The sequence below is a fragment of the Shewanella sp. Isolate7 genome, from assembly GCF_022398425.1.
Lineage (GTDB): Bacteria > Pseudomonadota > Gammaproteobacteria > Enterobacterales > Shewanellaceae > Shewanella.
Map to the genome: position 1 here is coordinate 70,899 of NZ_JAKEVJ010000002.1, position 25,599 is coordinate 96,497.

Sequence of the window (25,599 nt, forward strand, 5' to 3'; positions counted from 1 at the left end):
ACGCGTTTAGATTGAACAAAAATTAAACTTGAAAGATCAACAGGCCCTAGGTAGCTTGAGCCCAAAGTCGTTCTCGCCAAATCTTCATATCTATTTAAATGTTAATAAAAAATAAAGGCTTATTGAATATTGCGCCATAGATCCGTCAATTTCGTGACCTAGATTAGACTTTGGTTAAATAGGTGTGACGCCGGGCCTTAGGCTATGTTACTACTCTCAGACCCTAATTCCCTCGTGTCTGCTTTTGTGATTGTCGAGCAAGGAGCGCTTTAGATGTCATCTATGCTGAACCGGTATAGTCTGAGCCAGAAATTAATCTTGCTGGCGACTATCCCCATGTTGTTGCTGCTGATCTTCGGCAGCTTACGCATGTTCGATCTGATCGAGCGGCAGCAGACGGCTCAGCGTAATGCCCTTGGGGTGATGATCATAGAGCAGACCCAGAAGCTCATCTATGCCCTGCAGAACGAACGCGGCCTGTCGGCCGGTTTTATTGCCAGCAAGGGGGAGCGATTTGAGCGGCGGCTGCAGACCCAGCGGCGTCAGACAGAAAAGGCGTTTCAGGAGCTGCTCGATGCTCCCAATATTGCCAACTTGCATCTCTCCCTGAGCGACATAGACAGACCCAGCGTCAACCTGCAACAGAGTGTCGATACCATTCATAGTCTCGCCGCGAGGCTGGAGGAGGTGCGTCAGGATGTCGATAGGCTCAAGGAGAGCGGCAGTTTCAGCTTTTATAGCGAGTTCACCCAGCACCTCCTGGTGCTCATCTCCCAGATCCAGTCTCAGGTGCAAAATACCCTGCTCGCCAAGGCCTATAACGATCTTATCCATATGCTTAAATTACAGGAGCTGGCGGGCAAGGATAGAGACTTGCTGAATCGGCTGCTGTCGGCCGATAGCCTGGATTATCAGTCCTATCTTGCTGGTTATTCGATGGAAAATGAGCTTAACGATGCCTTTCATGAGCTGCTATCCACGACCTCCATGGCGGATCTCGTGCTTATTCAGGAGACCCTGGACAATGAAGCGACCCAGGAGTTGGCCCTGATGAAGGAGCGGGTGAGGGGGCAAGTGAACCTGATCCTGCTCGCCAATCGAATCCGGGAAAGGCTGGGGTATGGTGGCCTGATCGATCACTTCCTGGATTACCTGCTCGGAGGCGAGGCGTCCAATATTACGCTGTTCGAAGAGGATCGTCAGGCGATACAGGAATCGCTGCGTCAGGCACAGGGGTTACCCTATGTGACATCGTTACAGCGTAAGGCGTTAGAGCAAATTGCTAACGCCGTGTCACAATATCGTGAGGCGATATACGCTCAACGCCAGCATAAGTTGTCGGGTAATACCGTGCCCTTGCCGCTAGTCAGGGAAGAGCAGCCTATGCTGGAGGCGCTGTCGCTGTTACAGCATCAACCCCCTGCGGTGACCAGCGAAACCTGGTGGGCCTTGGCCAGTGAGTCCTTGAGCCAGATGAATCAGGCCAGCCTGATCTTGAGTGGCAATATTGCCTTGTTGGTGGAACGCCAGGGGCGTGAGGCGTTGGGTTATTTGGTGCTCGGTATCATGGCTGCCATGTGTAACTTTCTGTTCTTGATCGTCTTGGGACGCCTCATCGTCAACAACTTGGTGACCCGTATCGGCACCATAGCCGCCTTGATGCAACGCATGGCCCAGAATACACAGCTTGAGTTGTCTGTGCCTGTCGATGGGCGAGACGAGGTGGCCAAGATGGCGATGGCGCTCAATGCCATGTTGAGCGAGCGTCAGAAGGCCAATCGAGAGCTATCTCTGGCCTCGGCCGTATATGAATATTGCGCCGAAGGCATAGTGGTCACCGATAAGGACAACCTGATCGAGGCGGTGAACCCCGCCTTTACCCAGATCACAGGCTATACCCTGGCGGAGGTCAAGGGGCGCAGCCCGGCGATCCTTAATTCTCATCAGCAGCCTCATCACTTCTACGAGCAGATGTGGCAGTCGCTCAAGCAGTACGGCAAGTGGCAGGGGGAGATCTGGAACAAGCGTAAGAATGGCCAGATCTATCCCGAATACTTAGCCATTACCGTGGTGAAGGATGACAAGGGGCGGGTGGTACAGCATATTGGCCTCTTCCTGGATATCAGCAATCGTAAGAAGTATGAACAGGATATCTGGTACAAGTCCAACTATGATGCCCTGACCAACCTGCCTAATCGTCAGCTCTATACCTCGCGCCTGTCGCAGATGCTGCAGCTGGCGGAGCAACGTTGCTGCTCTGTGGCAGTGCTCTTCATCGATCTCGACAGGTTTAAATATATCAACGACATCTATGGCCATGCGGTGGGGGATGAGCTGCTACAGGTGGCGGCCGCCAGGCTGGAGGCCCTGCTGGAACAGCATGATTTCGTCGCCCGTCTCAGTGGCGACGAGTTTGTGGTGGTCATGGGGCACACTAAGCATCAGGGTGAGATAGAGCAGCGGGCGCAGCAGATATTGCAGCATCTGTCGTCGCCATTCGGCATCAATCGCAACGAGCTGTTGGTCTCCGCCAGTGTCGGCATCAGCTGTTACCCCAGCAACGGCACCAGTGTCGAGGTGCTGACCCGTAATGCCGAGACCGCCATGTATCAGGCGAAACAAGATGGCCGCAACTGCTTCGGCTACTTCTCTCCCGACATGAACAACAACATGTTGGCACGTATTACCCTGGAGCAGTCGCTGCGCAGCGCCGTGTTGCAACATGAGTTTTGCCTGCATTATCAGCCGATTGTCGATACCAGCAGCGGTGAAGGTATCGCCCTAGAGGCCCTGCTGCGTTGGCGGCATCCGCAGCGGGGCTTGGTCCCCCCCGATGAATTTATTCCCATCGCCGAGGAGACTGGGCTGATCGAGCCTATCGGAGAGTGGGTGATCCAGCAGGCGCTGCGGGACCTGCGTCAATGGCATTACCAGGGAATTATGATCAACATGGCGATTAATGTCTCTGGTCGCCAGCTGGCCCATGGCGACCCAAGCCATTTCGCTTGTATGCTCAACGGCCTGCTGCAGAAGTATGATGTGGCGCCTCAATATATCCATATAGAGATCACCGAGTCGATGCTGATGGCCGATACCGAGCTATCCCTCGCGGCGCTGACGGCGATTCGTCATCTGGGGGTCGAGATCTATCTGGATGATTTCGGCACCGGCTACTCTTCATTGAGCTATTTGAAGCAGTTCCCCATCTCAGTGATCAAGATAGACAAGAGCTTCGTCGACAACATGCTGGAAGACAGGGCCGATGCCAACCTGATCAAGGCGATCATCACCATGGGACAGAGTCTGGATATGCGCCTGGTGGCCGAAGGGGTGGAGAGCGAGCCTCAACGTAGCTTCCTACAGGGATTAGGCTGTGATTTCGTGCAGGGCTATCTCGTTGCCAAGCCTATGCCTGTGAGCGAGCTCGAGCCCTTGCTGCAGCGTATCGTCAGGGTGAGACCGACCTCTGTGCAGTAATCATTTAGGTTTGTGATCGGCAGCTATTTACCAGTGACTACTGGTAAGCGTCATCTTAACCAAATTAGGCGAGCGGCTTTGGGGTGAGGTCTATTGGTTCAGCTTTGTGGGGTGAGTACTGTGGGGGAGTAGAAGGCGGGGCGCTATGCCCCGCATCGGGCTTATTCGCCGACTGTCATCACGCTGGCAGACTCCTGCTGAGCCATCTGTGCCAGATCTTTATCGACGAAGAATAGCGCCTTGCCATCTTCGCCTACCAGACGGATCTTATCGACGATAGACTTGAACAGCTTTTCCTCTTCGTGTTGCTCAGACACATACCATTGCAGGAAGTTGAAGGTCGAGTAGTCCTGATTGGTAAAGGCGGTGTGAGCCAGGGCGTTGATCTTGCTTGTGATCATCTGCTCATGCTCATAGGTGTATTCAAACAGGGCAAGCAGCGATTCGAACTGTGACTGAGGCGCCTCGATCGCTCCCAGCAGCGGCATGCCACCGGTTTCGCTGACATAGGTAAATAGACGATGCATGTGCTGCATCTCCTCGTCGGCGTGAGCACGCATAAATTTCGCGGCACCCTCAAAGCCCTTGTCTTCACACCAGGCGCTCATCTGTAGGTAGAGGTTAGAGGAGAAGAACTCCACATTAATTTGCGCGTTCAACTGATCTATCATCGTTTGTGCCAGCATAGTTACTTCCTTAATTGGGCCATTTCTAATTGCTTAGGGCCTGTTTTTCTTTCAGGTTTATTTTTTGTTCGATCTAAACGGGTTTAGATGAACTCTTTGGGCAGCGTTTGTAGGCCATTGCTGCTGCGTTATCGCCAGTTTGTGTCGAATAACGACAGGATTCAGGCTCTGCCTTGTATCGATCACCTTCAAACTGCGGTAAAAACAAACAGGAAAGGTACAGGCGCTTTTTATTGTGTTTAACCCCCCGGCGAATTGCAACCATCTTTACTTAACTCAATGTTTTTAAATGCAAATAATTATCGTTAATGGGTTGATTAAGTGGCTCTTCATTCAATTGTTACATTTGCTAACTAAATCATGCGGATTTATTAACACTTTGTCTCTAGGCTTTAGGGTCAAGAATTTAATCTCATGACCCCGGCCGAGTCTTAGCGCCAGGGGTGGGACAACCGATGAACCTCACCAAATTAAGCACGAGTAATCCTGCCAGCACCTTAGTGGCGCTGCTGCTGATCGCGATATTCGGCGTGTTAGCCATAGGCAAGTTGCCGATTCAGCTGCTTCCCGACATTCAGCGGCCGCAGATCTCTGTCTTCAACAACTGGCGCTCGGCGGCGCCACAGGAGATGGAATCCAACATCATAGAGCCTCAGGAGAATGTGTTACGCCAGGTGCCGGGAGTGGTGGAGATGACTTCCAATATCTCTCAGGGCTTTGGCGGCATCACGCTTACCTTCGAGGTGGGCAGCGACATGCAGGCGGGGATGATCAATGTGATTAACGCCCTCAACCAGACGCCGCCGCGGCCGCTGGACGCCAACGAGCCCTTCATCAATGTCGGCGGGGGCAACGGTGCGCCGAATCTGGCCTCCCTACTGATCCGTATGGCGCCGGACAATCCGGCCACCGACTTTGCCCAGTACCAGAAGCTGATCGACGACGTGGTGGAGCCCAGGCTGAGACTGATCTCCGGTGTCGGTTCGGTGCGACTGCAAAGCCGCCTGCCGAAAGAGCTGCATATCGAGTTCGACCCCTACCGCGCCGCGGCGTTGGGGATTACTCTAGATCAACTGCGCAGCACCCTCTCGCGGGCGGCGGATATCTCGGGCGGTACCGCCAATGTGGGGCGTCGCCAATATACGGTGCGCTTCATTGGTCAGTACACGCCGGAAAACCTGGGCAATCTCATCGTCACCTATAACGAGGGGCGCCCCATCTACCTCAACGAGCTGGCGGATGTGGCGGTTTCTACCGCAGAAGTGCAGGGTTTTACCAAGCGTAATGGTTATCCTGCCTACTATATGACGATAGAAGGCACCTTCGATGCCAATACGGTGAAGGTGCTGGATGGCGTCAACGAGGCGATTGCCGAGCTCAACCAGGGCCCGCTCAAGGAGGCGGGGCTGGTGCTGGATCTCTCCTTCGATGCCTCTGTGCATATCAAGCGGGCCATCTGGCTGGTGAAGGGTAACCTGGCCATAGGTGTGGTGCTCGCCCTAGTGATCCTCTATGCCTTCCTGCGCAGCTTCCGGGCGACCCTGATGATCGCCTCGACCATTCCCGTCGCGCTGTTGATCGCCTTCTTCTTCCTCGAGATGATGGGGCGTACCCTGAACGTGATCTCCCTGGCGGGCCTTGCCTTTGCCGTGGGGCTGGTGTTGGATGCGGCCATCATAGTGCAGGAAAACATAGTGCGTATCTTGCAGCAGGGGGCTCCTGTTCGCGAGGCCATCGCTAGGGGCACAGATCAGGTGAAGGGCGCCCTGCTGGCCTCGACTGCGACGACAGTGGCCATCTTCTTGCCGATCCTGTTTATGCCTGGGGTGGAGGGGCAGCTGTTTTCAGACCTGGCGCTTACCCTGTCGGTGGCCGTGGTCTCCTCTTTTATCAGTGCCATCACCCTGATCCCAGTATTTAGCCTGTTGTGGCTCAAACTCTCCTCAAAGGAAGATGGGCAGCAAAAAGGTCGCCTGTGGCAGTGGATATCGTCGACTGTCCAGTGCCTCACCGGCGACTTGAAACGCGCCAGATTCTGGTGTGTCACCCTGATCATAGGCGCCGCCTTGTTGACGTTTGCCCTGATGCCTAGGCCCGACTTTCTGCCTCAGGCGCGCTCCGACGGCATATTTGCCTTCTTTGCGTTGCCGCCGGGCGCCAATGTGAAGACGCTGGAGAAGGAGGTGGGCGATGTGATCATCGAGCGCCTCAAGCCTTACTATGACAAGGAGAAGCAGCCTTATATCAAGGGGTATAACTTCTCCATGTACAGCGCCTTCAACGTGCTCTTCATTTATCCCGAAGACCCGTCTCAGGCCGATACCATGATAGATCTGCTCAACAAGGAGATCTTGGTGGGCCTGCCCGATACCCAGGCCTTCACCAACCGTGGCTCCCTGCTGCAATTTGGCTTTAATGGCGGCCGGGCGATTAATATCGACCTTCAGGGGGCCGACATGGAGGCCCTGATGGAGACGGCAGGCAAGGGGATGGGGCTCATTCAGGAGGCGCTGCCTGGCGCGGTTGTCAGGCCGATCCCTGGGCTCTCTATGGCACAACCCGAGCTGCAGCTGATCCCTAACGAGCGTCGCCTGGCCCAGGCCGGTGTCGACAGGATACAGATAGCCAATGCCATTCGTGCCTATACCTCTGGCTTGTTTGTGGGCGAGTATTTCGACGGCAACGAGCGCATGGATGTGCTGCTCAAGGGGCCCAAGTGGCAGGTGCCCGAACAGCTGTCGGCGACCCCCGTCTATACCCAGGCGGCGGGCATACAGACCATAGGCGAGCTGGCGACCATCAAGCGCACAGTTGGACCGACTCAGCTGCAGCGGGTTAACGGCAAGCGTAGCGTCAGCCTGTTGATCTTCCCGCCAGCGGATATGTCTTTGGATGAAGCGCTGGAGAAGCTCAACGAATCGGCTGTGCCGACCCTGAGAGCCAGCCTGCCGGAAAACAGCTCCCTCATGTATCGTGGTAGCGCCGACAAGCTCGACAGCACCATCAAAGACATGGGAGCCAACTTTGCCCTGGCCGTGGTGATCCTCTTTCTGCTGATGGCGGCCATGTTTAAGTCGGCCAAGGATAGCCTGCTGGTCTTGCTCTCCATGCCATTGGCTATCTGTGGTGGTGTGGTGAGCCTGCGCCTGCTTAACCTGTTTAGCTTCCAGAGTCTGGATCTACTGACCATGATAGGTTTCATCATCTTGCTGGGGCTGGTGGTCAACAACGCCATCTTGCTGGTGGATCAGACTCGCCAGAGCTATCGGGACAACCCGGATATCGATCTGGCCATCGCCCAGGCCGTGGCGACCCGTGCCCGTCCCGTGTACATGAGTACCTTGACCTCGATTTTCGGCATGCTGCCGCTGATGTTGGTGCCGGGGGTCGGTAGTGAGATCTATCGTGGCCTGGCGGCGGTTATCGTCGGCGGCATGACCTTTAGTGCCTTGTTTACCCTTATTTTAATGCCCAGCCTGTTGCGTCTGACCCATAGGTTGAGTCCAGTTACTGATCGGGTGGCCGATGAGCCAGCCCTCGCATCCACCACAGGAGTGAAGTCATGAGATCCTTAATTGCCGGCGTGCTGGCGCTCTCTCTTTTCGGCCCCATGAGCTGGGCTCAGGGCGAGGTGCCCGAGCGTCTGGTGCAGGTGGTTCAGGTTGAGAACCGCGCCCTGTCGCCCAAGATCATGGTGATAGGTTCCGTCCATTCCCGTAACTATGCCGAGCTGACCTCGGGTATCGAGGGTAAGCTCGAGTGGGTGATCGAGGCGGGTACTCAGGTGAAGGCGGGCGAGGTCGTGGCCCGCATCGAGAAGACGCGTCTCGAATTACAGAAGGCTCAGCAGGAGGCCCAGATAGAGTATGAAACCGTGGGACTATCGCGGCTGAACCGTGAGCTGAAGCGGCTGCAGCAGCTGATCGTCAACAAGAATGCCTCGGAAACCGAGTTAGACAAGGCGCGCTCGGACCGTGATCTGGCGGCGGCCAACCTCAAGCTGGCGCAGATTAAGCTCAAGATGATCCTCGATGATATCGCCCGTACCCAGGTCAAGGCGCCTTTTGCCGGGATCATCACGGCGCGTCAGCGTCAGGCGGGCGAGGATATCAGCCGCGCCGAGTCTATCGTCGCCATTACCGACCCCGACAACCTGGAGATCCGCCTGCATGCGCCGTTAAAGCATAGCCGCCGGGTAAAGGTGGGGGATGAGCTCAGGGTCTACCATGGCCTGGGAGAGTTCTCCGCTAAGATCCGCAGCCTGATCCCGGTTTCCGACGTGCGTTCGCAGACCTTCGAGGCGCGTATCGACCTGCCGCTGGAGCGCCAGGATATGCTCAACGTCGGCGAGCTGGTGTCTCTTGCTCTGCCGATCGCCCCTAAGCAACTGACTACCTTAGTGCCCCGCGATGCCGTGGTGCTGCGCTCCGCCGGTGCCTTCGTGTTTAAGATAGATACTGACAATAAGGCGGTGAGGGTGGCCGTGGAGCTAGGGGATGGTGAAGGGGAGTGGATAGCCGTCAAAGGCGAGCTAAGCGACAGGGATCAGGTGGTGATCCGCGGCGCCGAGACCCTGCAAGATGGCCAACAGGTAAAAGTGCAGGGTGACGCCCCGGCGCTGAGTGCCGGTTAATCTATATCTTTGGAGATAGTCGAGCCGACATAGGTCCCACCTGTGTCGGCTTTTTGGTTGAATCTCGGCAGATTGCGGCCAAAAACTGCCGTTGAGATCATAGTCTTCTGATCTCAGCATGGCATAATGAGCGGCAATATTCGCTTTTACTCATATCCTACAGTTAACGCTAAGGTACTCTATGTCTATGCAAGCCGATCCCTGTGCAAAACCCAGCCTAATGCATCCCGATGAAGCCATCATCAAGCTTTTGGAACAAGTTCGTCCACTGGAAGAATCGGAAATGGTGCAGCTCCCCCATGCGCTGGGGCGTGTGCTGGCGGAAGATCTGGCGTCTAGCATAGACCTGCCGCCATTCGATAACTCGGCGATGGACGGCTATGCCTTCCGTTTCGAGGATCTGGCCCAGGGAAATCGTTTTACCCTTATTGGTCAATCCTTTGCCGGTCATCCCTTCGAGGGCGAGGCTAGCGCCAATACCTGTGTGCGTATCATGACGGGCGCGCCTGTGCCGCCGGGTTATGACACTGTGCAGATGCAGGAGAAGGTCGAGGCCGACGGCGATAGCATAGTGATCGAGGCGCCCAAGGCCCTTGGCGCCAACGTGCGTCGTCGCGGCGAAGAGGTGAAAACTGGTGGTAAGGTGTTGTCGGCAGGGACTCAGATTGGTGCTGCAGAGATGGGAGTGCTGGCCACCATAGGCGCCAGCCAGGTGCGGGTGACCCGTATGGTGAAGGTCGCCTTCTTCTCTACGGGTGATGAACTCCGCCCCGTGGGCAGTGAGCTGGCACCGGGTCAGATCTATGACTCTAATCGCTATAGCATTCAGGGGCTATTGAGCCGCGCCAACGTGGAATGGATAGACCTTGGGGTGATTGAGGATGATCCTGAGGCGATCCGCGCCGCGTTCCGTAATGCCGCGGCCAGTGCCGACATGGTGCTCACCTCGGGCGGTGTCTCCGTGGGTGATGCCGACTTTACCAAGCAGATCCTCGACGAGGAGGGTGAGATCACCTTCTGGAAGCTGGCCATCAAGCCGGGTAAGCCGTTCGCCTTCGGCCGCATCGGTGAGGCGGTCTTCTGTGGTCTGCCGGGTAATCCTGTCTCCTCCATGGTGACCTTCTACAAGCTGGTGTGGCCGCTGCTAAATAAGATGCAGGGGCTGCCACAGGTCAAGCCGTTCTTGTTGCAAGCTAAGCTCAAGGGCAACCTGCGTAAGTTCCCCGGCCGCGTCGAGTATCAACGTGGCATATTGAGTCAAAACGCCCAGGGTGAGGCCGAGGTGAGCGTCACCGGTGGTCAGGGCTCTGGCATGCTGACCTCCATGAGCCTGGCCAACTGCTTCATCATCCTGTCTCAGGAGCAGGGCGATACGCCGGACGGTAGCCTGGTGACCGTGGAGCCCTTCAACTCAGTGTTGGCACTCTAGGGGCTGGGCAGATGGAGCCGAATATGCAAGAGGAGATCCTCTCTGACGCTGAGATTCTGCGCTATAGCCGCCATATCTCCATCAAGGCGATGGATTTCGACGGCCAGGAGCGACTCAAGCAGGCCAAGGTGTTGGTGATAGGTGCCGGTGGTTTAGGCTGCGCCGCCACCCAGTATCTTGCCGTAGCGGGTGTGGGTCAGCTGACGCTGGTGGATTTCGATACCGTGGAGCTGTCCAACCTGCAGCGCCAGGTATTGCATCATGATGCCAACATCGGCCAGCCCAAGGTGGAGTCGGCTAAGGCATCGCTGCTGCAGCTTAATCCGCACCTAAAGGTGGAGACCATCAACGCCGTGCTCGATGACGAGCAGATCCTAGCGCTGGTGGCCGAGCATCAGCTGGTGATGGACTGCACCGACAACATAGTGGTGCGTGAACAGCTTAATCAGGCCTGTTTCCGGCACAAGGTGCCACTGGTATCGGCCGCCGCCATACGTATGGAGGGGACGGTCACAGTATTCGACTATGGCGAGCAGAGCCCATGTTATCATTGCTATAGCAAGCTATTTGGCGATCAACAGTTGACCTGTGTCGAGTCGGGCATTCTGGCGCCCGTGGTGGGTATGATAGGGTGTCTGCAGGCGGTGGAGGCGATCAAGGTGCTGGCCAAGATGGGTAAGACACTCAGCGGCCGCATCCTGATGATAGATGCCATGACCATGGAGTTTCGCGAGATGAAACTCCCTAAGCAGCCTGGCTGCCAGGTATGCGGTGTGTGAGTGTTTACTTATACTGAGGTTAAAAGCGAGGCCTGACCTCGCTTTTTTATGTCCGGTCGATTTTGCCGTTATCTGAGTATTATACCAATCACAGTAAACATGTGATCAGAAATAGCGCAGGAAAAACGCTTGAGAACAAAGCAGGATTTTTAGATAAGTAGTTATTCTACAATTAAAAATACTAATACAGTTATCGAGCGTTTTAACAAGCTAGAATGATCAATTGTATTACTTCAGGTGCCTGCCGCCATCCAGCGCCAGGGAGCGCCCCGTCACATATTGGCTCTGCATCAGATAGTCGATCGCCTGTAGCACCTCGGCTTCGCCACCCTCTCTTGCCAACACCGACTTGGCCCTGGCCTTGTCGCGATAGTCTTCATCGTCATCTTCATTGAAACAGATCAGCGCCGGGGCGATGGCATTGACCTTGACCTGTGGCGCCAGCTTGGCGGCGAAGGAGAGGGTCATATTTTCCAGCGCGGCCTTGCTGGCGGCGTAGGCGATATGCTTCTTGCTGCCCTTCTGCGCCACATAGTCGGTGAGATGGATGATGTCTGTCATGGCCTCTCGGTTTTGCAGTAACGGCGCCAGGGCGAGATTGAGTTGATAGGGAGCATAGACATGTACCTGCATCATCTGGCTGATGATTTGGTCGACACCCACAGGATCGTCATCACTCAGCCAGAGCGAGGCGTTGTGGATCAGTGCATCCAGGCCTTGGTAGTGCTGCTTTAGTGTCAGGATCAGTTCGTCGAGCTGTGCCTGATCGGTTAAGTCACATTGATAGAGATCGGCGCCCAGTTCGGCGAGGGTGTCTATGCTGGGGTAGTGAGTTCGAAAGGTGCCGAGCACCCTGTGTCCGCGGGCAAGAAAGGCCTTGGCCAGATAGAGGCCGATGCGTTTGCCTACGCCTGTGATGAGTATGGTTTTTTGCATCCTGATGCTCTTTGGAATTGCCGATGTTGGCATCGATAGTAGCCGCGGCGACTTGCCGGGTTCAAGTGCTTTCGGGCCAACCGCCCTTGTCTTGGGTCTTTTTCATCTGGATGGTTATAAGTTTATTCTCCTCTAACAAATCCTTTATTGTTTGTGTTCGAATTATATTGTTGGTTGTCGATATGCCGCTGATTACAGTTTTTATCCGGAAAAAGAGATATATATGGCCAAATTTTGGCTTAAATTTGGAATGGCACCGCTATGGCTGTTACAATGGGGGCGAATATTTTTATTATATTGCTATGAGTTCAAATCATTTTAATCGAATCTAAATGATGGCCTGGTGGCGATTCTTTGAGGTTTTAACGGAGAGAATCGATGACGAAAGGTATTGATAAATACAGCATTGAAAGCACCGACTATACGGTTGGTCAGGACAATGTGCAGAAGTGGGGGTTTGATGTACACAACCCCGTATTTGGGGTGAGTGCCGGGTTGATCGCTGCCTTCTTGCTGGCGACCCTACTGACCGATCCCGAGACGGCTAAGTCTGTGCTCGACGGTATCAAGTGGAAGATTATTGGCGCGTTCGACTGGTTGTTTATCTGGTCGGGCAATATTTTTGTGATCTTCTGCCTGGGCCTGATCCTGTCGCCGTATGGCAAGATACGCCTGGGTGGCAACGAGGCCACGGCGGACTACTCCTTCCTCTCTTGGTTGTCCATGCTATTTGCGGCAGGCATGGGGATAGGCCTGATGTTTTGGAGTGTGGCCGAGCCGGTGGCCTATTTCACCGGCTGGTATGAGACGCCGCTCGGCGTTGAGCCGAACACACCCGAGGCGGCCAAATTGGCCTTAGGTGCCACCATGTTCCACTGGGGTCTGCACCCCTGGGCCATCTATGGTGTGGTCGCCCTGTCGCTGGCTTTTTTCGCCTACAACAAGGGTATGCCTCTCTCTATTCGCTCCATCTTCTATCCCCTGCTGGGTGACAGAGCCTGGGGCTGGGCGGGTCACATCGTCGATATCCTCGCCGTGTTGGCTACCCTGTTTGGCCTGGCAACTTCGCTAGGACTCGGGGCCCAGCAGGCCGCCAGTGGTATCCACCACGTGTTTGGTTTGGATGCCGGTCTTGGGCTGCAGATGATAGTGATTGTCGGCGTGACTCTGCTCGCCGTAGTCTCTGTGGTGCGCGGCATCGACGGTGGCGTTAAGGTGATCAGTAATATCAATATGATCGTCGCCTTCCTGCTGCTTATCTTGGTGGCCATGATCGGCTACGCCGTGAGTCTGGGCACCATTCCCACCACCCTGATGGCCTATGTGGAGAACATCATTCCCCTGAGTAATCCTCACGGCCGTACCGATGAGGCCTGGTTCCAGGGCTGGACGGTATTCTATTGGGCCTGGTGGATCTCCTGGTCGCCTTTCGTGGGCATGTTTATCGCTAGGGTCTCTAAGGGGCGTACAGTGCGTGAGTTCATTACCGCTGTGCTGCTGGTACCCACGGCTGTGACCCTGATCTGGATGTCGGTATTTGGCGGCATGGCGATCGATCAAGTGGTCAACAAGGTGGGCGAGCTGGGTGAGAAAGGCCTGACCGACGTGCCACTGGCCATGTTCCAGATGTTCGATGTATTACCCTTCGGCACTCTGCTATCCATCATCGCCGTAGTGCTGGTATTGGTGTTCTTCATCACCTCGTCGGATTCCGGCTCTCTGGTGATCGACAGCATTACCGCCGGCGGCAAGATAGACGCGCCCGTACCGCAACGTGTGTTCTGGGCGCTGTTGGAAGGTGCGATTGCCATGGCACTGCTGTGGATTGGCGGCACTGGGGCGATTCAGGCCTTGCAGGCCGGAGCTATCTCTACCGCGCTACCCTTTACCGTGATTCTGTTGCTGATGTGTGTCAGCCTGCTCAAGGGGATGCGTACCGAGCGCTTCTAAAGCTGAGTCGGTTAAAGCAAAAAAAAGAGGCGGCCTGGCCGCCTTTTTTATTGCCAAAAATCCTTGATAGGACGGCTGGGGTCGAAGTGATGAGCGACCTGTGCCTGCAGTAGCTCTGCGGTGGCGATGGCATCGGTCAGGGCGTTGTGGGGCGGATAGCTGGGCAGGCCGTATCTCGAGCGGCTTTGTCCTAGCCTTACCGAGCCCGGCTTCTCGCCTTTGAGACGATTGAGCAGGCCTCCATGCTGGCGATTCTGTATGTCGGTTTCCAGTGCCATGGTGTCTATCACGGGAAATTCTATCCCCTGCCGAATACGGTTGATCAGTGCCCGTTCCAGGAAGCGTCGCTCTATCTCTTGATAGTGCACCACCATGATCTTACCCGTCATCTGCTGCAGTACCTGTTCGAAGATGGCGGAAAAATCCGGTGCGTCCAGTATGTCGTTGTGGGTGATGCCGTGGATGATCACCGACTCCTCGGCCAGCTGTTCCCTGGGCCTTACCGTCCAGTGTTGGGCGCGATTGAGAAAGATGCGCCGCAGATTGAAGGGCACTGTGCCTATGCTGACGATGTCATCCTTGTCGACATTCAGGCCCGTGGTCTCGAAATCCATGGCCAGAAACTCTATCTCCGCCAGCGGGGTGTCGGGATCGGGCAGGCCACCCATGTAGTACTGGCGCAAGCCTTCATGCTCAGTGGTCTTGAGTCTCTGCTCAAACTTACCGGGCCAGTCGATGCTAGGCGGTGAGAGTAGCTTCTTCAGCATCTTGGCCTCACTTGAACTGATTGCTGGCGTTGTAGCGGAACTTGAGGAAGTTCTGGGCATTACTCAAGATCTGAAACGCATCCTTGAGGTTACGCCGCTCGAAGTCGGACAGATTTTCCGGTTCAATGTTGTTGTCGGGATCTATGCCTTGCTCGACATCAAAAGCCTGATGACGGATACGCACCATGGAGATGAACTCCATGGCATCGCGCAGATCCTGGGCACGGCCCTTGGGAAGAATATTGGCGTCTATGATGTCGTCCAAGCGCTCGAAGGAGTTGCGAGAGCGTGAGCCCACCGCCAGGGCGTGTACCCGGATCAGATCCGCCAGCGGCGCCGTGCCGCGTCGCTTGAGGTTGATGGAGTTGTTATGGCGGCCATCTTTCTCCATCACGAAGTCTTTGAAGAAGCCCAGTGGTGGGGTGCGGTTGAGGGCGTTGCGGGCCAGGCAGGCCAGGAAGCAGTTGTTCTTACGCGCCCGGCGCACGATGAAACCGTTGAGCTGCTCGGCCCACTTGAGGCGGCCATAGACGCCATCGAGATCGAAGAAGATGGAGGCGTTAAGCAGGGCCTTGGGATTGGGGTCGTCAATCCAGTCGGCGAAACAGGCTTCCCACTCTTTGCGGGTCATGCGCCACATAGGATTGGTGGCCATGATATCGCCGGTGCAGTAACTGTAGCCGCAGCGATCCAGGGCATCGCAGACAAACTGGGCCAGCTGGCTGAAGTAGTCGTCGTGTTTGCCCTTGTCGAAGCTGTCGTCGAGTATGATGGCATTGTCCTGGTCGGTGACGATCAGCTGCTCGTCGCGGCCCATAGAGCCGAGGGCGAGAAAGCAGTAGGGGATGGGCGGCGGCCCGAGTTTCTCTTCGGCCATTTCGAGTATGCGCTGCTTGAAGCTACGGCCGATCACCGACATGGCGCTGCCCACCATATGGGAGTTGGCATCCTCGTTGACCAGACGCACGAAGCTGTCTTTGACCTGGGCAGAAAGCGTCGCCAGATCTTCCAGGCTCTGCTGCTGGAAGATGCTGCTGACCAAGAGGAGCGAGTTCTGCGACTCGTATCTGACGATATCCGTGGCTTCTATGATGCCTATGGGCTTGCGTCCCTTGCATACCGGCAGATGGTGCACGTTGTAGCGCAGCATGGTGAGCATGGCCTCGTAGACATAGGCGTTGTGATCTAGGGTGATCACCTCTGCACTCACCACGCTGGCCAGTTCGGTGGCCGGGTCGATGCCTTCGGCGACGACCCGGGTGCAGAGATCCCTGTCGGTGATGATTCCCAGCAGGGGCGATACATCGGATTCCTCATCGTCCAAGACGTCCGGATCGATCACCAGTAGCGAGGAGACATTCTCCTGGGCCATTCGGATGGCCGCCTGCTGTATGCTCTCATCTTTATGGATCACCGGGGCATCCCGGGTCAGCAGGGTCTTTACCTTGGAGGTGGTCAGGTCATTTTGGTCGCTGGAGTTAGATACCGTCTGGCGCAGGCGCGCGCTGTCTTCTACCTCGACGAAGTCGGCAAAGGTATCGTGCTGCTCATAGAGTTCCTGGAAGATCGCCTCAGGGATGCAATAGACCAGGGTATCTTCTATCGCCTTGACGGGGAAACGCACCTTGTTGTTGGTCAGCAGGCCCATCTGGCCGAAGAGATCGCCGCTATCGAGGCGGTTATAGAGTTCGCCCTTGCGGCGGTAGACCTCTACCACGCCGCTGCGCACCATGTAGAGGTCATGGATATGATCGCCGAAGTGGATGATGGGGGTGTCTTGGCGGTAGTAGGCGATCTCCACATGGTGGCTTACCATGTCAACCACCTCGTCGGGCAGGGCGTTAAACGGGGGATACTGGACTAAGAAGTTTTGGATCTCGTTTAATTCTGCTTCCATCGGCTTGCCTGTAGATGTTTTGCTAATACCCTACATACTACCCCATAGCACAGGCTTTGTAAGGCGATGAAGCCAAAAGATTTCGGGCTAATGGGCCGTCCACAGCATCTGACCACACTGGCTGAGATCATAGCCGCCGAGTTGCGCGGCGAGCTGTCGGGTCTGGGCGCTGCCCAGCATCTCGAACAGTGCCTGAAGCTGACGTCTGAAGTAGATCCCCTGGGGCATCACGAAGTCGAAAGATTCGGTTACCAGAGGCACGAAGCTCAGGCCGCTCTCCAGCGCCACAGACTGGCAGCCGAAGCCGATGTCGGCCTCGTTGCGGGCGATGAAGCCTGCCAGCTCACGCTCGCTGTAGGCGGTGATCTGGGGATTGAGCTGCTCTATGCTGGCGCCTTGTTTGATCAGCCAGTGTTCCAGATGCTGTTGGCTACCGGCACCCGCCTGGCGTCCCACCCAGCGCCAGGGCAGACCTATCACCTTCTCCTCCTCCTGGCATCTGTGGTGCATTTCGCTGCGCATCATCAGCCCCTGCTGACGGGTATAGCCGTGTACCATCACCCACTGCTGGTGGTTAGGGTAGCCCTTTAACAGAGCCGGGTGGCGAATGTTACGCTCTTCCACATTGCCCCAATGCAGGGTGCAGACGTCGGCATAGCCGCGAGACAAGAGGTCTAGCCCCATGCGAGAGCCTGTGGAGCTGTAGCTGATCAGGTCACTCTTGCCTATCTTGGACATGAGACGGGCCACCAACATGGAGAGCAGGGGATCGTCACTGCCCGTGATATGCATGCGATCCGACAACATGCCACTGTGGCAGGAGTCCATGACCCAACGATCTATCAATATCTTGGGAAACAGCCACTTACCCGTCACCTTGGTGGCGGGCAATATGCGGTCGTTGGCCATGGAGTAGACCTTCTTCTCGTTCAGGTCGAGATACTCGGCGACCTGCTTGGCGCTCATGTAGACGAGTTCGCTGGGTTCAGTCATGGATAGTCCTTTAAACCTTTGCCGTTAACCTAGGTTGCGTTTCGGCGGTGTGGCATCAAATTCGATATTTTCCGCACCATGATAGATGAGGAAGTGGCGCCCCTTGGCGCGGGCGATCATGGTGATCCCCAGCTTCTGGGCCAGCTCCAGTCCCATCTGGGTGGCACCGCTGCGTGACAGCAGGACAGGGATCCCCATCTTGGCCACCTTGATCACCATCTCAGAGGTGAGACGCCCAGTTGTGTAGAACAGCTTGTTGCCGCCCCCCTGCTGCTTGAGCCACATCTCGCCGGCCAGTGTATCTACAGCGTTATGGCGGCCGACATCTTCGACGAAGCCGATGATCTGATCGCCCTCACACAGGCCACAACCATGCACGGCGCCGGCATTCTTATAGGTCTCGTTGTAGGCGCTGATGTTATTGAGCAGGCTGTAGAGCATGCTCTGCTTCAGCCTTGGGGTCGGCAGGCGAATATCTTCGACGCCATCCATGAAGCCGCCATAGACAGTGCCCTGGCCGCAACCTGTGGTCACCGTCTTCTCTGCCAGCTTTTCTTCCAGGTGTGCGGTCGACTCCTTGGTGATCACCGCCGCCGAGTTAACCCCCCAATCGACGATCACAGACTCGAGCTGTTCGACATCGCTGATGAAGCCCTGATTTTTCAGGTAGCCCAGTGCCAACGCCTCGGGACGGGCACCGAGTGTCATCAGGGTCACTATGGGACGCCAGTTCAGGTAGAGGGTGAGGGGACGTTCACAGGCGATATATTTGTCGACCACTTCGCCCTGCTCGTTGATGGCCTTCACGGCCATGGTGAGGGGGGCATCGGCCTGGGTCTTGACCAGTGTGGGGTGTTTATAACTTGTCATTGCTCTCGTCTTGTTGCATTGGGGGCGCACTGAGCATAGCAAGTATCGTTCCCATGCAATGATTTCGAGTGTAAATGCGTGATCCAGGAGCCGACTTTGTGAGATGTCGCCCTTTTCTGTCCCGGCCAAAATGGCTTTTAGGACAAATTGTCCTACGCTTGTTAGGGATTTGATGATCCAGTTCAAACTATTCCCCTTCTGGCGATGGCATGTAAATTGCTTTGGTAGGTCTATCGCTAACCCAATGCCCGGCGAATCTGCAATACGCCGGCCTGCTAGGCAAAACGGAGACGCAATGCAACATACCGAAAGTCAATGGCCCATGTATGTCTCACTGAAAAAGGTGGAGAAACAGATGGGGCGCTGGACAGCTGAAAGTTGGGAGTTAGATCAGATAGTCCCTGCCACTCAGCCCGCGCCTGCCGGGGCCCACATCGTCATGCTGGAGCTCTACAAAGATGAGCGCGGTAGCTATCGCATCAACCTGGATATGGATAATGCCATGCTCTACGTGGTGTGCGACGAGCTGGAAGATGGTACCTGGGTACCCGCCTATATCTCGGCCGACCAAAATGTCGCAGCCGGTTGCCTTGAAGGGGACACGCCTGTGCTGAACTTCGCCATGCCTAAGGCGATCGCCTGTTGGATCGAGGCCTTCATCACCCGTCACGGCGAGGTGGAGATCTGCGCCCATAGGCGCAAGCATGTTAATCGCCGTAAAAATGAGGGGCCAAGTACCAATCCGGATAGGGGGCTGGTGTCCTGATGAGTGATAAACCAAGCGGACTCTTCGCACGCTGGACCCAGCGTCGCCAGCAGGTGCAGGCTGAGGAAGAGGCGGCGCGCCTGGCCGAACAGGAGCTAGAGCCAACTATCGAGTCTTCGGTTGAGGCCGAAGGTGCAGAGGTTAACGAGCCGAGCGACCAAGCCCCTGGCGAAGAGAAGAAGATACTGACCGCCGACGATCTGCCGGATCCCGAGAAGATAGAGGTGGGCGGCAGCTTCGCCAGTTTCATGGCCGACAACGTCGACCCAGAAGCCAAGACGGCGGCCCTGCGAGCCCTGTGGAAACAGCCTCACTATAACGAGATCGATGGCCTGCTGGAATATGCCCTGGACTATACGGATCAGCCCAAGTTGACTGCCGAGGTATCGGCCGAATTAGCCAAGAAGGTCTTCAGGCATCTGACTAAGGATGAAGAGGCGGCGGAGGCTGGTGCCGACGCGGCTGAAACACAGTTGGCGCAGCAGGAAAACGGTGCGCCACAGGCCGAGGACAATTTGGACAGGGCATCCGAGGAGGTGCCCCAAAATGAACCAGAATTACAGGCATTAACCAAGCCACCTGTTGTTTAAGGTAAGTTTAGAGTGCTTTTAAATCCATAAATTTGGTACGTGAATTGCTGTATTAACCGCAATTAACAACGAGTTAGATAATCGTTGAATTCAGGGTGAAGCTGGCGCAACAAGCGCATGCCGTTAGAGCACAACAGCCACCCGGCTGATACAGCAGCCAAATACTGCTTAGGAACGCAATGTGAGCATGCATTTAGAGACGAGCGACAATTTGGCCCACCTGAAACAGGTGCGCCAGCAAGTGTTGGGACAGACACAAATTCTGCAGAACCTGATCCCACCCACAGTGAGTTACACCACAGAGGGCAATGTGTTGGTCATTGGCCCCGAAGATCTGGCACGTCTGGCGGCCGACAAGCTGACCAACATGGGTCAGCGCGCCATTCTGGCCAACGAATCGATCACCAGCCAGGATGAAGAACACCTGGAGAAGGTGATGAACGCCGCCGAAGATGTCGAGAGCTATTACAACAAGCTCATCGAGATCAAAGGCTTCCTTGGCCAGTTCCAGGTGAAGGTGGAGCATGATGATGGCACTGCCGATCTCAGCCTGGTGGCCATTCGTAAGGCCCATTTCGATCTTATCCTCGACCTGAGCCAGTCTCCCTGCATCAACCTCGAGATGCTGCCACCGGGTTATTTCTACGTGGGGCAGGATGAGGCCAAGTTGATGGATGCCATCGCCCAGCTGCCCGAGTTGATCGGCGAGTTCGACAAGCCTCGCTATGTCAAGGTGAACAGCGATATCTGTGCTCACCACAGAAACGGCATAGATGGCTGCAACCGTTGCCTCAACTTCTGTCCTGCCGATGCCATTGCCAGCGTAGATCACAAGATAGAGATCGACCCTTACCTCTGCCATGGTGCGGGTAGCTGTACCAATGCCTGCCCAACGGGAGCCATCAGTTACGATTTGCCGACGCCACAGGCGCTGCACTCCTACCTGAACAAGCTGGTGACACGTTTTCGCAGTGCGGCGCAGACCGCCCCCGTGATTTTGTTCCACGATGCCAGCCTGGGTGCCTCACTGATTAGCGACGAGCTGCCTGGTGCCATCTTGCCGGTAGAAGTTGAGGAGATCACCGTCGCCAGCATGGATCACTGGATGGCGGCTTTGGCCTGGGGCGCACGTCAGATCTTAGTGCTCAACACTGAGGCCACCGCGCCGACCCTGACTCAGATGCTCAACGGTGAGCTTAAGCTGGCCAACGAGATCCTCGACGAGATGGGGCAGCCCCAGCGAGTGAGCGTGATTGAGGCCAAGCAGATTGCCGAGCTAGCCGCGCTGATCGAGCCGAGCGCCAGCTGGCCCGTGATAGTGCCGGGTGAATTCGCTGCCACCACTAAGCGTGAGACCCTCTACGCGGCGATCGATCACCTCAACAGCCAGGCGGCCTCTACCGATGCCTGTCTGAGCAAGAGCAATATTCCTTACGGCAAGGTGAGTGTTAACACAGATAACTGCACCTTGTGTCTCTCCTGTGTGTCGACCTGTCCTACCCAGGCGCTGACCGACGGCGGCGACAAGCCGGCGCTCTATTTTGTCGAGCAGGCCTGTGTGCAGTGCGGCCTGTGTGAGTCGGCCTGTCCGGAGAAGGTGATCAGCCTGACACCACAGATTAATTTCGATGCGGCGGCCCGTCAGAGCCGTCAAACCCTGAATGAGGAGGCCCCGTTCGAATGTATTCGTTGTGGTACCCCATTCGCCACCCAATCCATGGTGCAACGGATGCTGGATGTAGTCGGCGGACACAGTGCCTTTAGCGCGAATACCGAGCGTCTGAAAATGTGTAGCGACTGCCGGGTAAAAGACATGTTTGAAGACATACTTCAAGATCCTGAAAAGCAACTGCGATAAGAGTTTAGCCATGACCGAATTAGTAAGAGAAGTATCAGAAAACGATCAGTTAAGAGCCGATATCTACCAGCTTTTGGCGGCACTTTTACGCAAGCAGCCAAGTGCTGAACTGTTGCAGTTCCTTTCCACCCTGGAGATAGATGCCGACGATGACAGCGACATGACCAAGGCCTGGTTAGCGCTGAAATTGGCGGCGGGTCAGTTTACCCCCGAGCTGCTGGAAGATGAGTATTTCAACATCTTCCTCGGCGTCGGTAGCGGTGAGATCTTGCCCTATGGCAGCTGGTTTATGACTGGCTCGCTGATGGACAAGCCGCTGGCCCTGCTCAGACAGGATCTCGCGCAGCTGGGTTTCGAACGTAGCGAAGAGGTGAAGGAGCCGGAAGATCACGTGGCCGCCCTGTGTGAGGTGATGGGCACCTTGATCCTGGAGGCGCCGGGCTTCCGCCAGCTAGCCTTCTATCAGCGCCATATCGGCAGCTGGATAGATCGCTTCTGCGACCATCTTGGACGGGCGCCAAGCGCGGCCTTCTACGCCACTGTGGCGCAGCTGGCCAAGGCGTTTTTCGTTATCGAAGCCAATGAGTTTGAACAACTTAAGTTAGATATTCCGGTGAACTGCCCCGGCAGTGAAGCGGAGAAGATTGAACCAACAGCCAGCGAACTCGCGTCCTAGGCTGTGGTTTAGCTTTGATGTCGGCGCCAACGCGCCGACATACTGAAACCGAGGGGTAACCCTCACCAAGCGTCGGGTCCTGGTCTTAGCGTTAACCGGCTGAAAGCTAGGTTGACCGAGATGATGGGACTAGGGCCCAAATTGAGTCAACATCAAGGAGACACTATGAAGAAGCAAGCTTCCGATATGGGTCGTCGTCAATTGCTAAAAGCATTAGCCCTGGGCAGTGCAGCGGGTGCCGTGGCAACCGTGAGCGGCCAGGCTGCGGCAGCAACGCCTGCACCTCAAAAAGATGCAGCGCATGGCGATGGTTACCACGAGACAGATCATATTCGTAGTTATTACGCGTCTTTACGTACCAAGTAAGCCTTGGACGAGTAATTACGCAGTAATTCAATAACATTAGGAGAGTGTGTGATGCGATTAACCCGCAAAACAGACCAGGCAGAAGTCGCTAAAAAGCCTGCCCTAGGTCTAAGTCGTCGTCAGTTCCTTCAGTCTGCAGGTCTTGCTACTGGTGGTATTGCCGCGGCCTCTATGCTTGGCGCTGGAATGATGCGCAAAGCCGAAGCGAAAGAAGTGCCACATGATGCGCCAACCGAAGTGAAGCGTACCATCTGTTCTCACTGTTCAGTGGGCTGTGGTATCTATGCCGAAGTGCAAAATGGCGTGTGGACAGGTCAGGAACCTGCTTTCGACCATCCATTCAATGCCGGCGGTCACTGTGCCAAGGGTGCGTCTCTGCGTGAGCACGGCCATGGTGAGAAGCGCCTCAAGTACCCCATGAAGCTCGAAGGCGGTAAGTGGAAGCGTATCTCTTGGGATCAGGCTATCGAGGAAGTCGGTCAGAAGGCACTGGATATCCGTAAGGAGTCAGGCCCGGATTCAATCTTCTTCATGGGTAGTGCTAAGTTCTCTAACGAGCAGGCGTATCTCTACCGTAAATTCGCTGCCATGTGGGGCACCAACAACGTCGACCACTCGGCACGTATTTGTCACTCTACCACTGTAGCCGGTGTTGCTAACACCTGGGGCTATGGTGCGCAAACCAACTCGTTCAACGATATTCGCAACGCCAAGGCGATGATGTTTATCGGTTCTAACCCTTCTGAAGCCCACCCGGTTGCCATGCAACACATTCTGGAAGGTAAAGAGCGCGGCGCGAAAATTATCGTTGTCGATCCTCGTTTCACCCGTACTGCGGCTAAGGCCGACGAGTACGTGCATATTCGCCCAGGTACCGATATTCCTTATATCTATGGTCTGCTGTGGCATATTTTCGAAAACAAGTGGGAAGACCAGACCTTCATCGACCAGCGTGTCTACGGCATGGAGCGCATTCGCGAAGCTGCCGCTAAATGGACGCCTGAAGAAGTTGAAAACGTGGTTGGTGTGCCTAAAGAGCAGATGTACCGTGTGGCCAAGACGCTGGCCGAGACTAAGCCTGGCACCATAGTCTGGTGTATGGGTGGTACTCAGCACCACATAGGTAATGCCAACACCCGTGCTTACTGTATCCTGCAGCTGGCGCTGGGCAACATGGGCGTATCGGGCGGCGGTACTAACATCTTCCGTGGTCACGATAACGTACAGGGCGCTACCGACTTCGGTCTGCTGTTCGATACCCTGCCTGGCTACTACGGCCTCAAGACAGGTTCTTGGAAGCACTGGTGTAACGTGTGGGATCTGGACTATGACTGGGTCAAGGCGCGCTTCGACCAGGAACAACGCCTGGGTCAGGATCCTATGACCTCTACCGGTATTCCTTGTTCTCGTTGGCACGACGGCGTGCTGGAAGACAAGTCTAAGATCGCCCAGAAAGACAACATCCGTATGTCATTCTTCTGGGGTCAGTCGGTCAACACAGAGACCCGTGGCCGTGAGGTGCGTGAAGCACTGAACAAGATGGACACTGTGGTGGTTGTGGATCCGTTCCCAACCATGGCGGGCGTCATGCATACCCGTAAAGACGGTGTCTACCTGCTGCCGGCGGCGACTCAGTTTGAGACCTATGGTTCGGTATCTGCCTCTAACCGCTCACTGCAGTGGCGTTCACAGGTGATCGAGCCGCTGTTCGAGTCTAAGCCTGACCACGTCATCATGTACAAGCTGGCGAAGAAGTGGGGCATAGAGAAAGAACTGTGCAAGCATATCAAGGTGAATGGCGATGAGCCGTTGATCGAAGATATCGTCCGCGAATACAACAAGGGTATGTGGACCATTGGTTACACCGGCCAGAGCCCAGAGCGTCTGAAGATGCACCAGGAAAACTGGGGCACCTTCGACATCAAGAGTCTGGAAGCACCGGGTGGCCCAGCTAAGGGCGAAACCTATGGTCTGCCTTGGCCATGTTGGGGCACGCCTGAGATGAAGCACCCAGGTACCCAGATCCTCTACCGTACCGACCGTGAAGTCCGCTTCGGTGGTGGTAACTTCCGTGCCCGTTACGGTGTTGAGCACAATGGCAACAACATCCTGGCCGAAGGCTCTTACTCTAAGGGCAGCGAGATCAAGGATGGTTACCCAGAGTTCACCGACAAGATGCTTAAGCAGCTTGGCTGGTGGGACGACCTGACTGCCGAAGAAAAAGCGGCTGCCGAAGGTAAGAACTGGAAGACAGATATCTCTGGTGGTATCCAGCGTGTCGCCATCAAGCACGGCTGTATTCCATTTGGTAACGCTAAGGCCCGTTGTATCGTGTGGAACTTCCCGGATGATATTCCGGTTCACCGTGAGCCGCTGTACACGCCTCGTCGTGATCTGGTGTCTAAGTACCCAACTTACGATGACCGTATGGTTGCGCGTCTTCCTACCCTGTACAAGTCTATTCAGGATCAGGACTTTGCTAAAGAGTTCCCACTTGCCTTGACCTCTGGTCGTCTGGTTGAGTACGAGGGCGGTGGTGAAGAGACACGTTCTAACCCTTGGTTGGCTGAACTACAGCAAGAGATGTTCATCGAGATCAACCCTGCCGATGCGGCGGATCGTGGTCTACGTGATGGCGATGTCGTTTGGGTTCACAGCCCAGAAGGCGCCAAGATCAAGGTGCAGGCAATGGTGACACCGCGTGTGATTGAAGGCGAGTGTTTCATGCCGTATCACTTCGCGGGTATGTTCGAAGGCGAGAGCCTAGAGAAGAGCTACCCAGAAGGTACAGTGCCTTACATCATTGGTGAATCGGCCAACACAGTATTGACCTATGGCTATGACGTCGTGACTCAGATGCAAGAGACTAAGTCTAGCTTGTGTCAGATCACCAAAGCCTAACGCAACTTGATGAGGAGATAAGCCA

General features: G+C 55.5%; 18 protein-coding genes. 12 read left to right on the forward strand and 6 right to left on the reverse strand.

What is annotated here, in order from left to right:
• The first annotated feature begins 273 nt into the window (after positions 1-273).
• Positions 274-3,477 (forward strand): EAL domain-containing protein, encoded by a 3,204-nt coding sequence (locus L1D47_RS00920; protein ID WP_239882200.1) that lies wholly within the window; start codon positions 274-276, stop codon positions 3,475-3,477.
• 161 nt (positions 3,478-3,638) lie between these two features.
• Here L1D47_RS00920 and ftnA read toward each other — a convergent pair whose 3' ends face one another.
• Positions 3,639-4,163, reverse strand: a complete 525-nt coding sequence (gene ftnA / locus L1D47_RS00925) for a non-heme ferritin (RefSeq protein ID WP_041509641.1) — start codon at positions 4,161-4,163, stop codon at positions 3,639-3,641.
• A gap of 455 nt (positions 4,164-4,618) precedes the next feature.
• Here ftnA and L1D47_RS00930 point away from each other — a divergent pair, with 455 nt between their 5' ends.
• The 4 genes from L1D47_RS00930 (at position 4,619) to moeB (ending at position 11,004) form a co-directional block, all read left to right on the forward strand.
• Positions 4,619-7,729 (forward strand): efflux RND transporter permease subunit, encoded by a 3,111-nt coding sequence (locus L1D47_RS00930; RefSeq protein WP_239882201.1) that lies wholly within the window; start codon positions 4,619-4,621, stop codon positions 7,727-7,729.
• Positions 7,726-8,796 carry an efflux RND transporter periplasmic adaptor subunit gene (locus L1D47_RS00935; RefSeq protein WP_239882202.1) on the forward strand — a complete coding sequence of 357 codons (1,071 nt, stop codon included), beginning with the start codon at positions 7,726-7,728 and terminating at the stop codon, positions 8,794-8,796. Before L1D47_RS00930 ends, L1D47_RS00935 begins: the two co-directional genes overlap by 4 nt.
• 181 nt (positions 8,797-8,977) lie before the next feature.
• Positions 8,978-10,225, forward strand: a complete 1,248-nt coding sequence (moeA, locus tag L1D47_RS00940) for a molybdopterin molybdotransferase MoeA (RefSeq protein WP_239882203.1) — start codon at positions 8,978-8,980, stop codon at positions 10,223-10,225.
• An 11-nt stretch (positions 10,226-10,236) separates the two neighbouring features.
• A complete protein-coding gene (moeB, locus tag L1D47_RS00945) occupies positions 10,237-11,004 on the forward strand; it encodes a molybdopterin-synthase adenylyltransferase MoeB (RefSeq protein ID WP_239882204.1) in 768 nt (255 codons plus the stop codon).
• A gap of 228 nt (positions 11,005-11,232) precedes the next feature.
• Here the strand turns inward: moeB and folM are convergent, their stop codons facing one another.
• On the reverse strand, positions 11,233-11,940 hold the full coding sequence (gene folM / locus L1D47_RS00950) for a dihydromonapterin reductase (protein WP_239882205.1): 708 nt from the start codon (positions 11,938-11,940) through the stop codon (positions 11,233-11,235).
• Positions 11,941-12,318: 378 nt separating this feature from the next.
• Between folM and L1D47_RS00955 the strand changes: the two genes are divergently transcribed.
• Positions 12,319-13,890 carry a BCCT family transporter gene (locus L1D47_RS00955; RefSeq protein ID WP_041509647.1) on the forward strand — a complete coding sequence of 524 codons (1,572 nt, stop codon included), beginning with the start codon at positions 12,319-12,321 and terminating at the stop codon, positions 13,888-13,890.
• A 47-nt stretch (positions 13,891-13,937) separates the two neighbouring features.
• Here L1D47_RS00955 and L1D47_RS00960 read toward each other — a convergent pair whose 3' ends face one another.
• The 4 genes from L1D47_RS00960 to L1D47_RS00975 form a co-directional block, all read right to left on the reverse strand.
• Positions 13,938-14,657 carry a 3'-5' exonuclease gene (locus tag L1D47_RS00960; protein ID WP_239882206.1) on the reverse strand — a complete coding sequence of 240 codons (720 nt, stop codon included), beginning with the start codon at positions 14,655-14,657 and terminating at the stop codon, positions 13,938-13,940.
• 7 nt (positions 14,658-14,664) lie between these two features.
• Positions 14,665-16,554: a DUF294 nucleotidyltransferase-like domain-containing protein gene (locus L1D47_RS00965; protein WP_239882207.1), complete on the reverse strand. Its 1,890-nt coding sequence runs from the start codon at positions 16,552-16,554 to the stop codon at positions 14,665-14,667.
• An 87-nt stretch (positions 16,555-16,641) separates the two neighbouring features.
• Positions 16,642-17,547 carry a helix-turn-helix transcriptional regulator gene (locus L1D47_RS00970; RefSeq protein ID WP_239882208.1) on the reverse strand — a complete coding sequence of 302 codons (906 nt, stop codon included), beginning with the start codon at positions 17,545-17,547 and terminating at the stop codon, positions 16,642-16,644.
• A 24-nt stretch (positions 17,548-17,571) separates the two neighbouring features.
• A complete protein-coding gene (locus L1D47_RS00975; protein ID WP_239882209.1) occupies positions 17,572-18,417 on the reverse strand; it encodes a formate dehydrogenase accessory sulfurtransferase FdhD in 846 nt (281 codons plus the stop codon).
• A 295-nt stretch (positions 18,418-18,712) separates the two neighbouring features.
• On the opposite strand from L1D47_RS00975, the gene L1D47_RS00980 reads away from it, so the two are divergent.
• The 6 genes from L1D47_RS00980 to L1D47_RS01005 all read left to right on the forward strand — a co-directional run bounded on the left by L1D47_RS00980 (position 18,713) and on the right by L1D47_RS01005 (position 25,574).
• Entirely contained in the window at positions 18,713-19,183 is a 471-nt protein-coding gene (locus L1D47_RS00980) for a DUF3305 domain-containing protein (RefSeq protein WP_239882210.1), read from the forward strand.
• The gene (locus L1D47_RS00985; RefSeq protein WP_239882211.1) at positions 19,183-19,773 is read left to right on the forward strand and encodes a DUF3306 domain-containing protein; all 591 of its coding nucleotides are present in this window, start codon (positions 19,183-19,185) and stop codon (positions 19,771-19,773) included. Before L1D47_RS00980 ends, L1D47_RS00985 begins: the two co-directional genes overlap by 1 nt.
• 187 nt (positions 19,774-19,960) lie before the next feature.
• On the forward strand, positions 19,961-21,631 hold the full coding sequence (locus tag L1D47_RS00990) for a 4Fe-4S binding protein (RefSeq protein WP_239882223.1): 1,671 nt from the start codon (positions 19,961-19,963) through the stop codon (positions 21,629-21,631).
• A 10-nt stretch (positions 21,632-21,641) separates the two neighbouring features.
• Positions 21,642-22,307, forward strand: a complete 666-nt coding sequence (locus tag L1D47_RS00995) for a molecular chaperone TorD family protein (protein WP_239882212.1) — start codon at positions 21,642-21,644, stop codon at positions 22,305-22,307.
• Between the two features lie 165 nt (positions 22,308-22,472).
• Positions 22,473-22,673: a twin-arginine translocation pathway signal gene (locus L1D47_RS01000; RefSeq protein WP_011863868.1), complete on the forward strand. Its 201-nt coding sequence runs from the start codon at positions 22,473-22,475 to the stop codon at positions 22,671-22,673.
• Positions 22,674-22,724: 51 nt separating this feature from the next.
• Positions 22,725-25,574: a formate dehydrogenase subunit alpha gene (locus L1D47_RS01005; RefSeq protein ID WP_239882224.1), complete on the forward strand. Its 2,850-nt coding sequence runs from the start codon at positions 22,725-22,727 to the stop codon at positions 25,572-25,574.
• Positions 25,575-25,599: the final 25 nt, after the last annotated feature.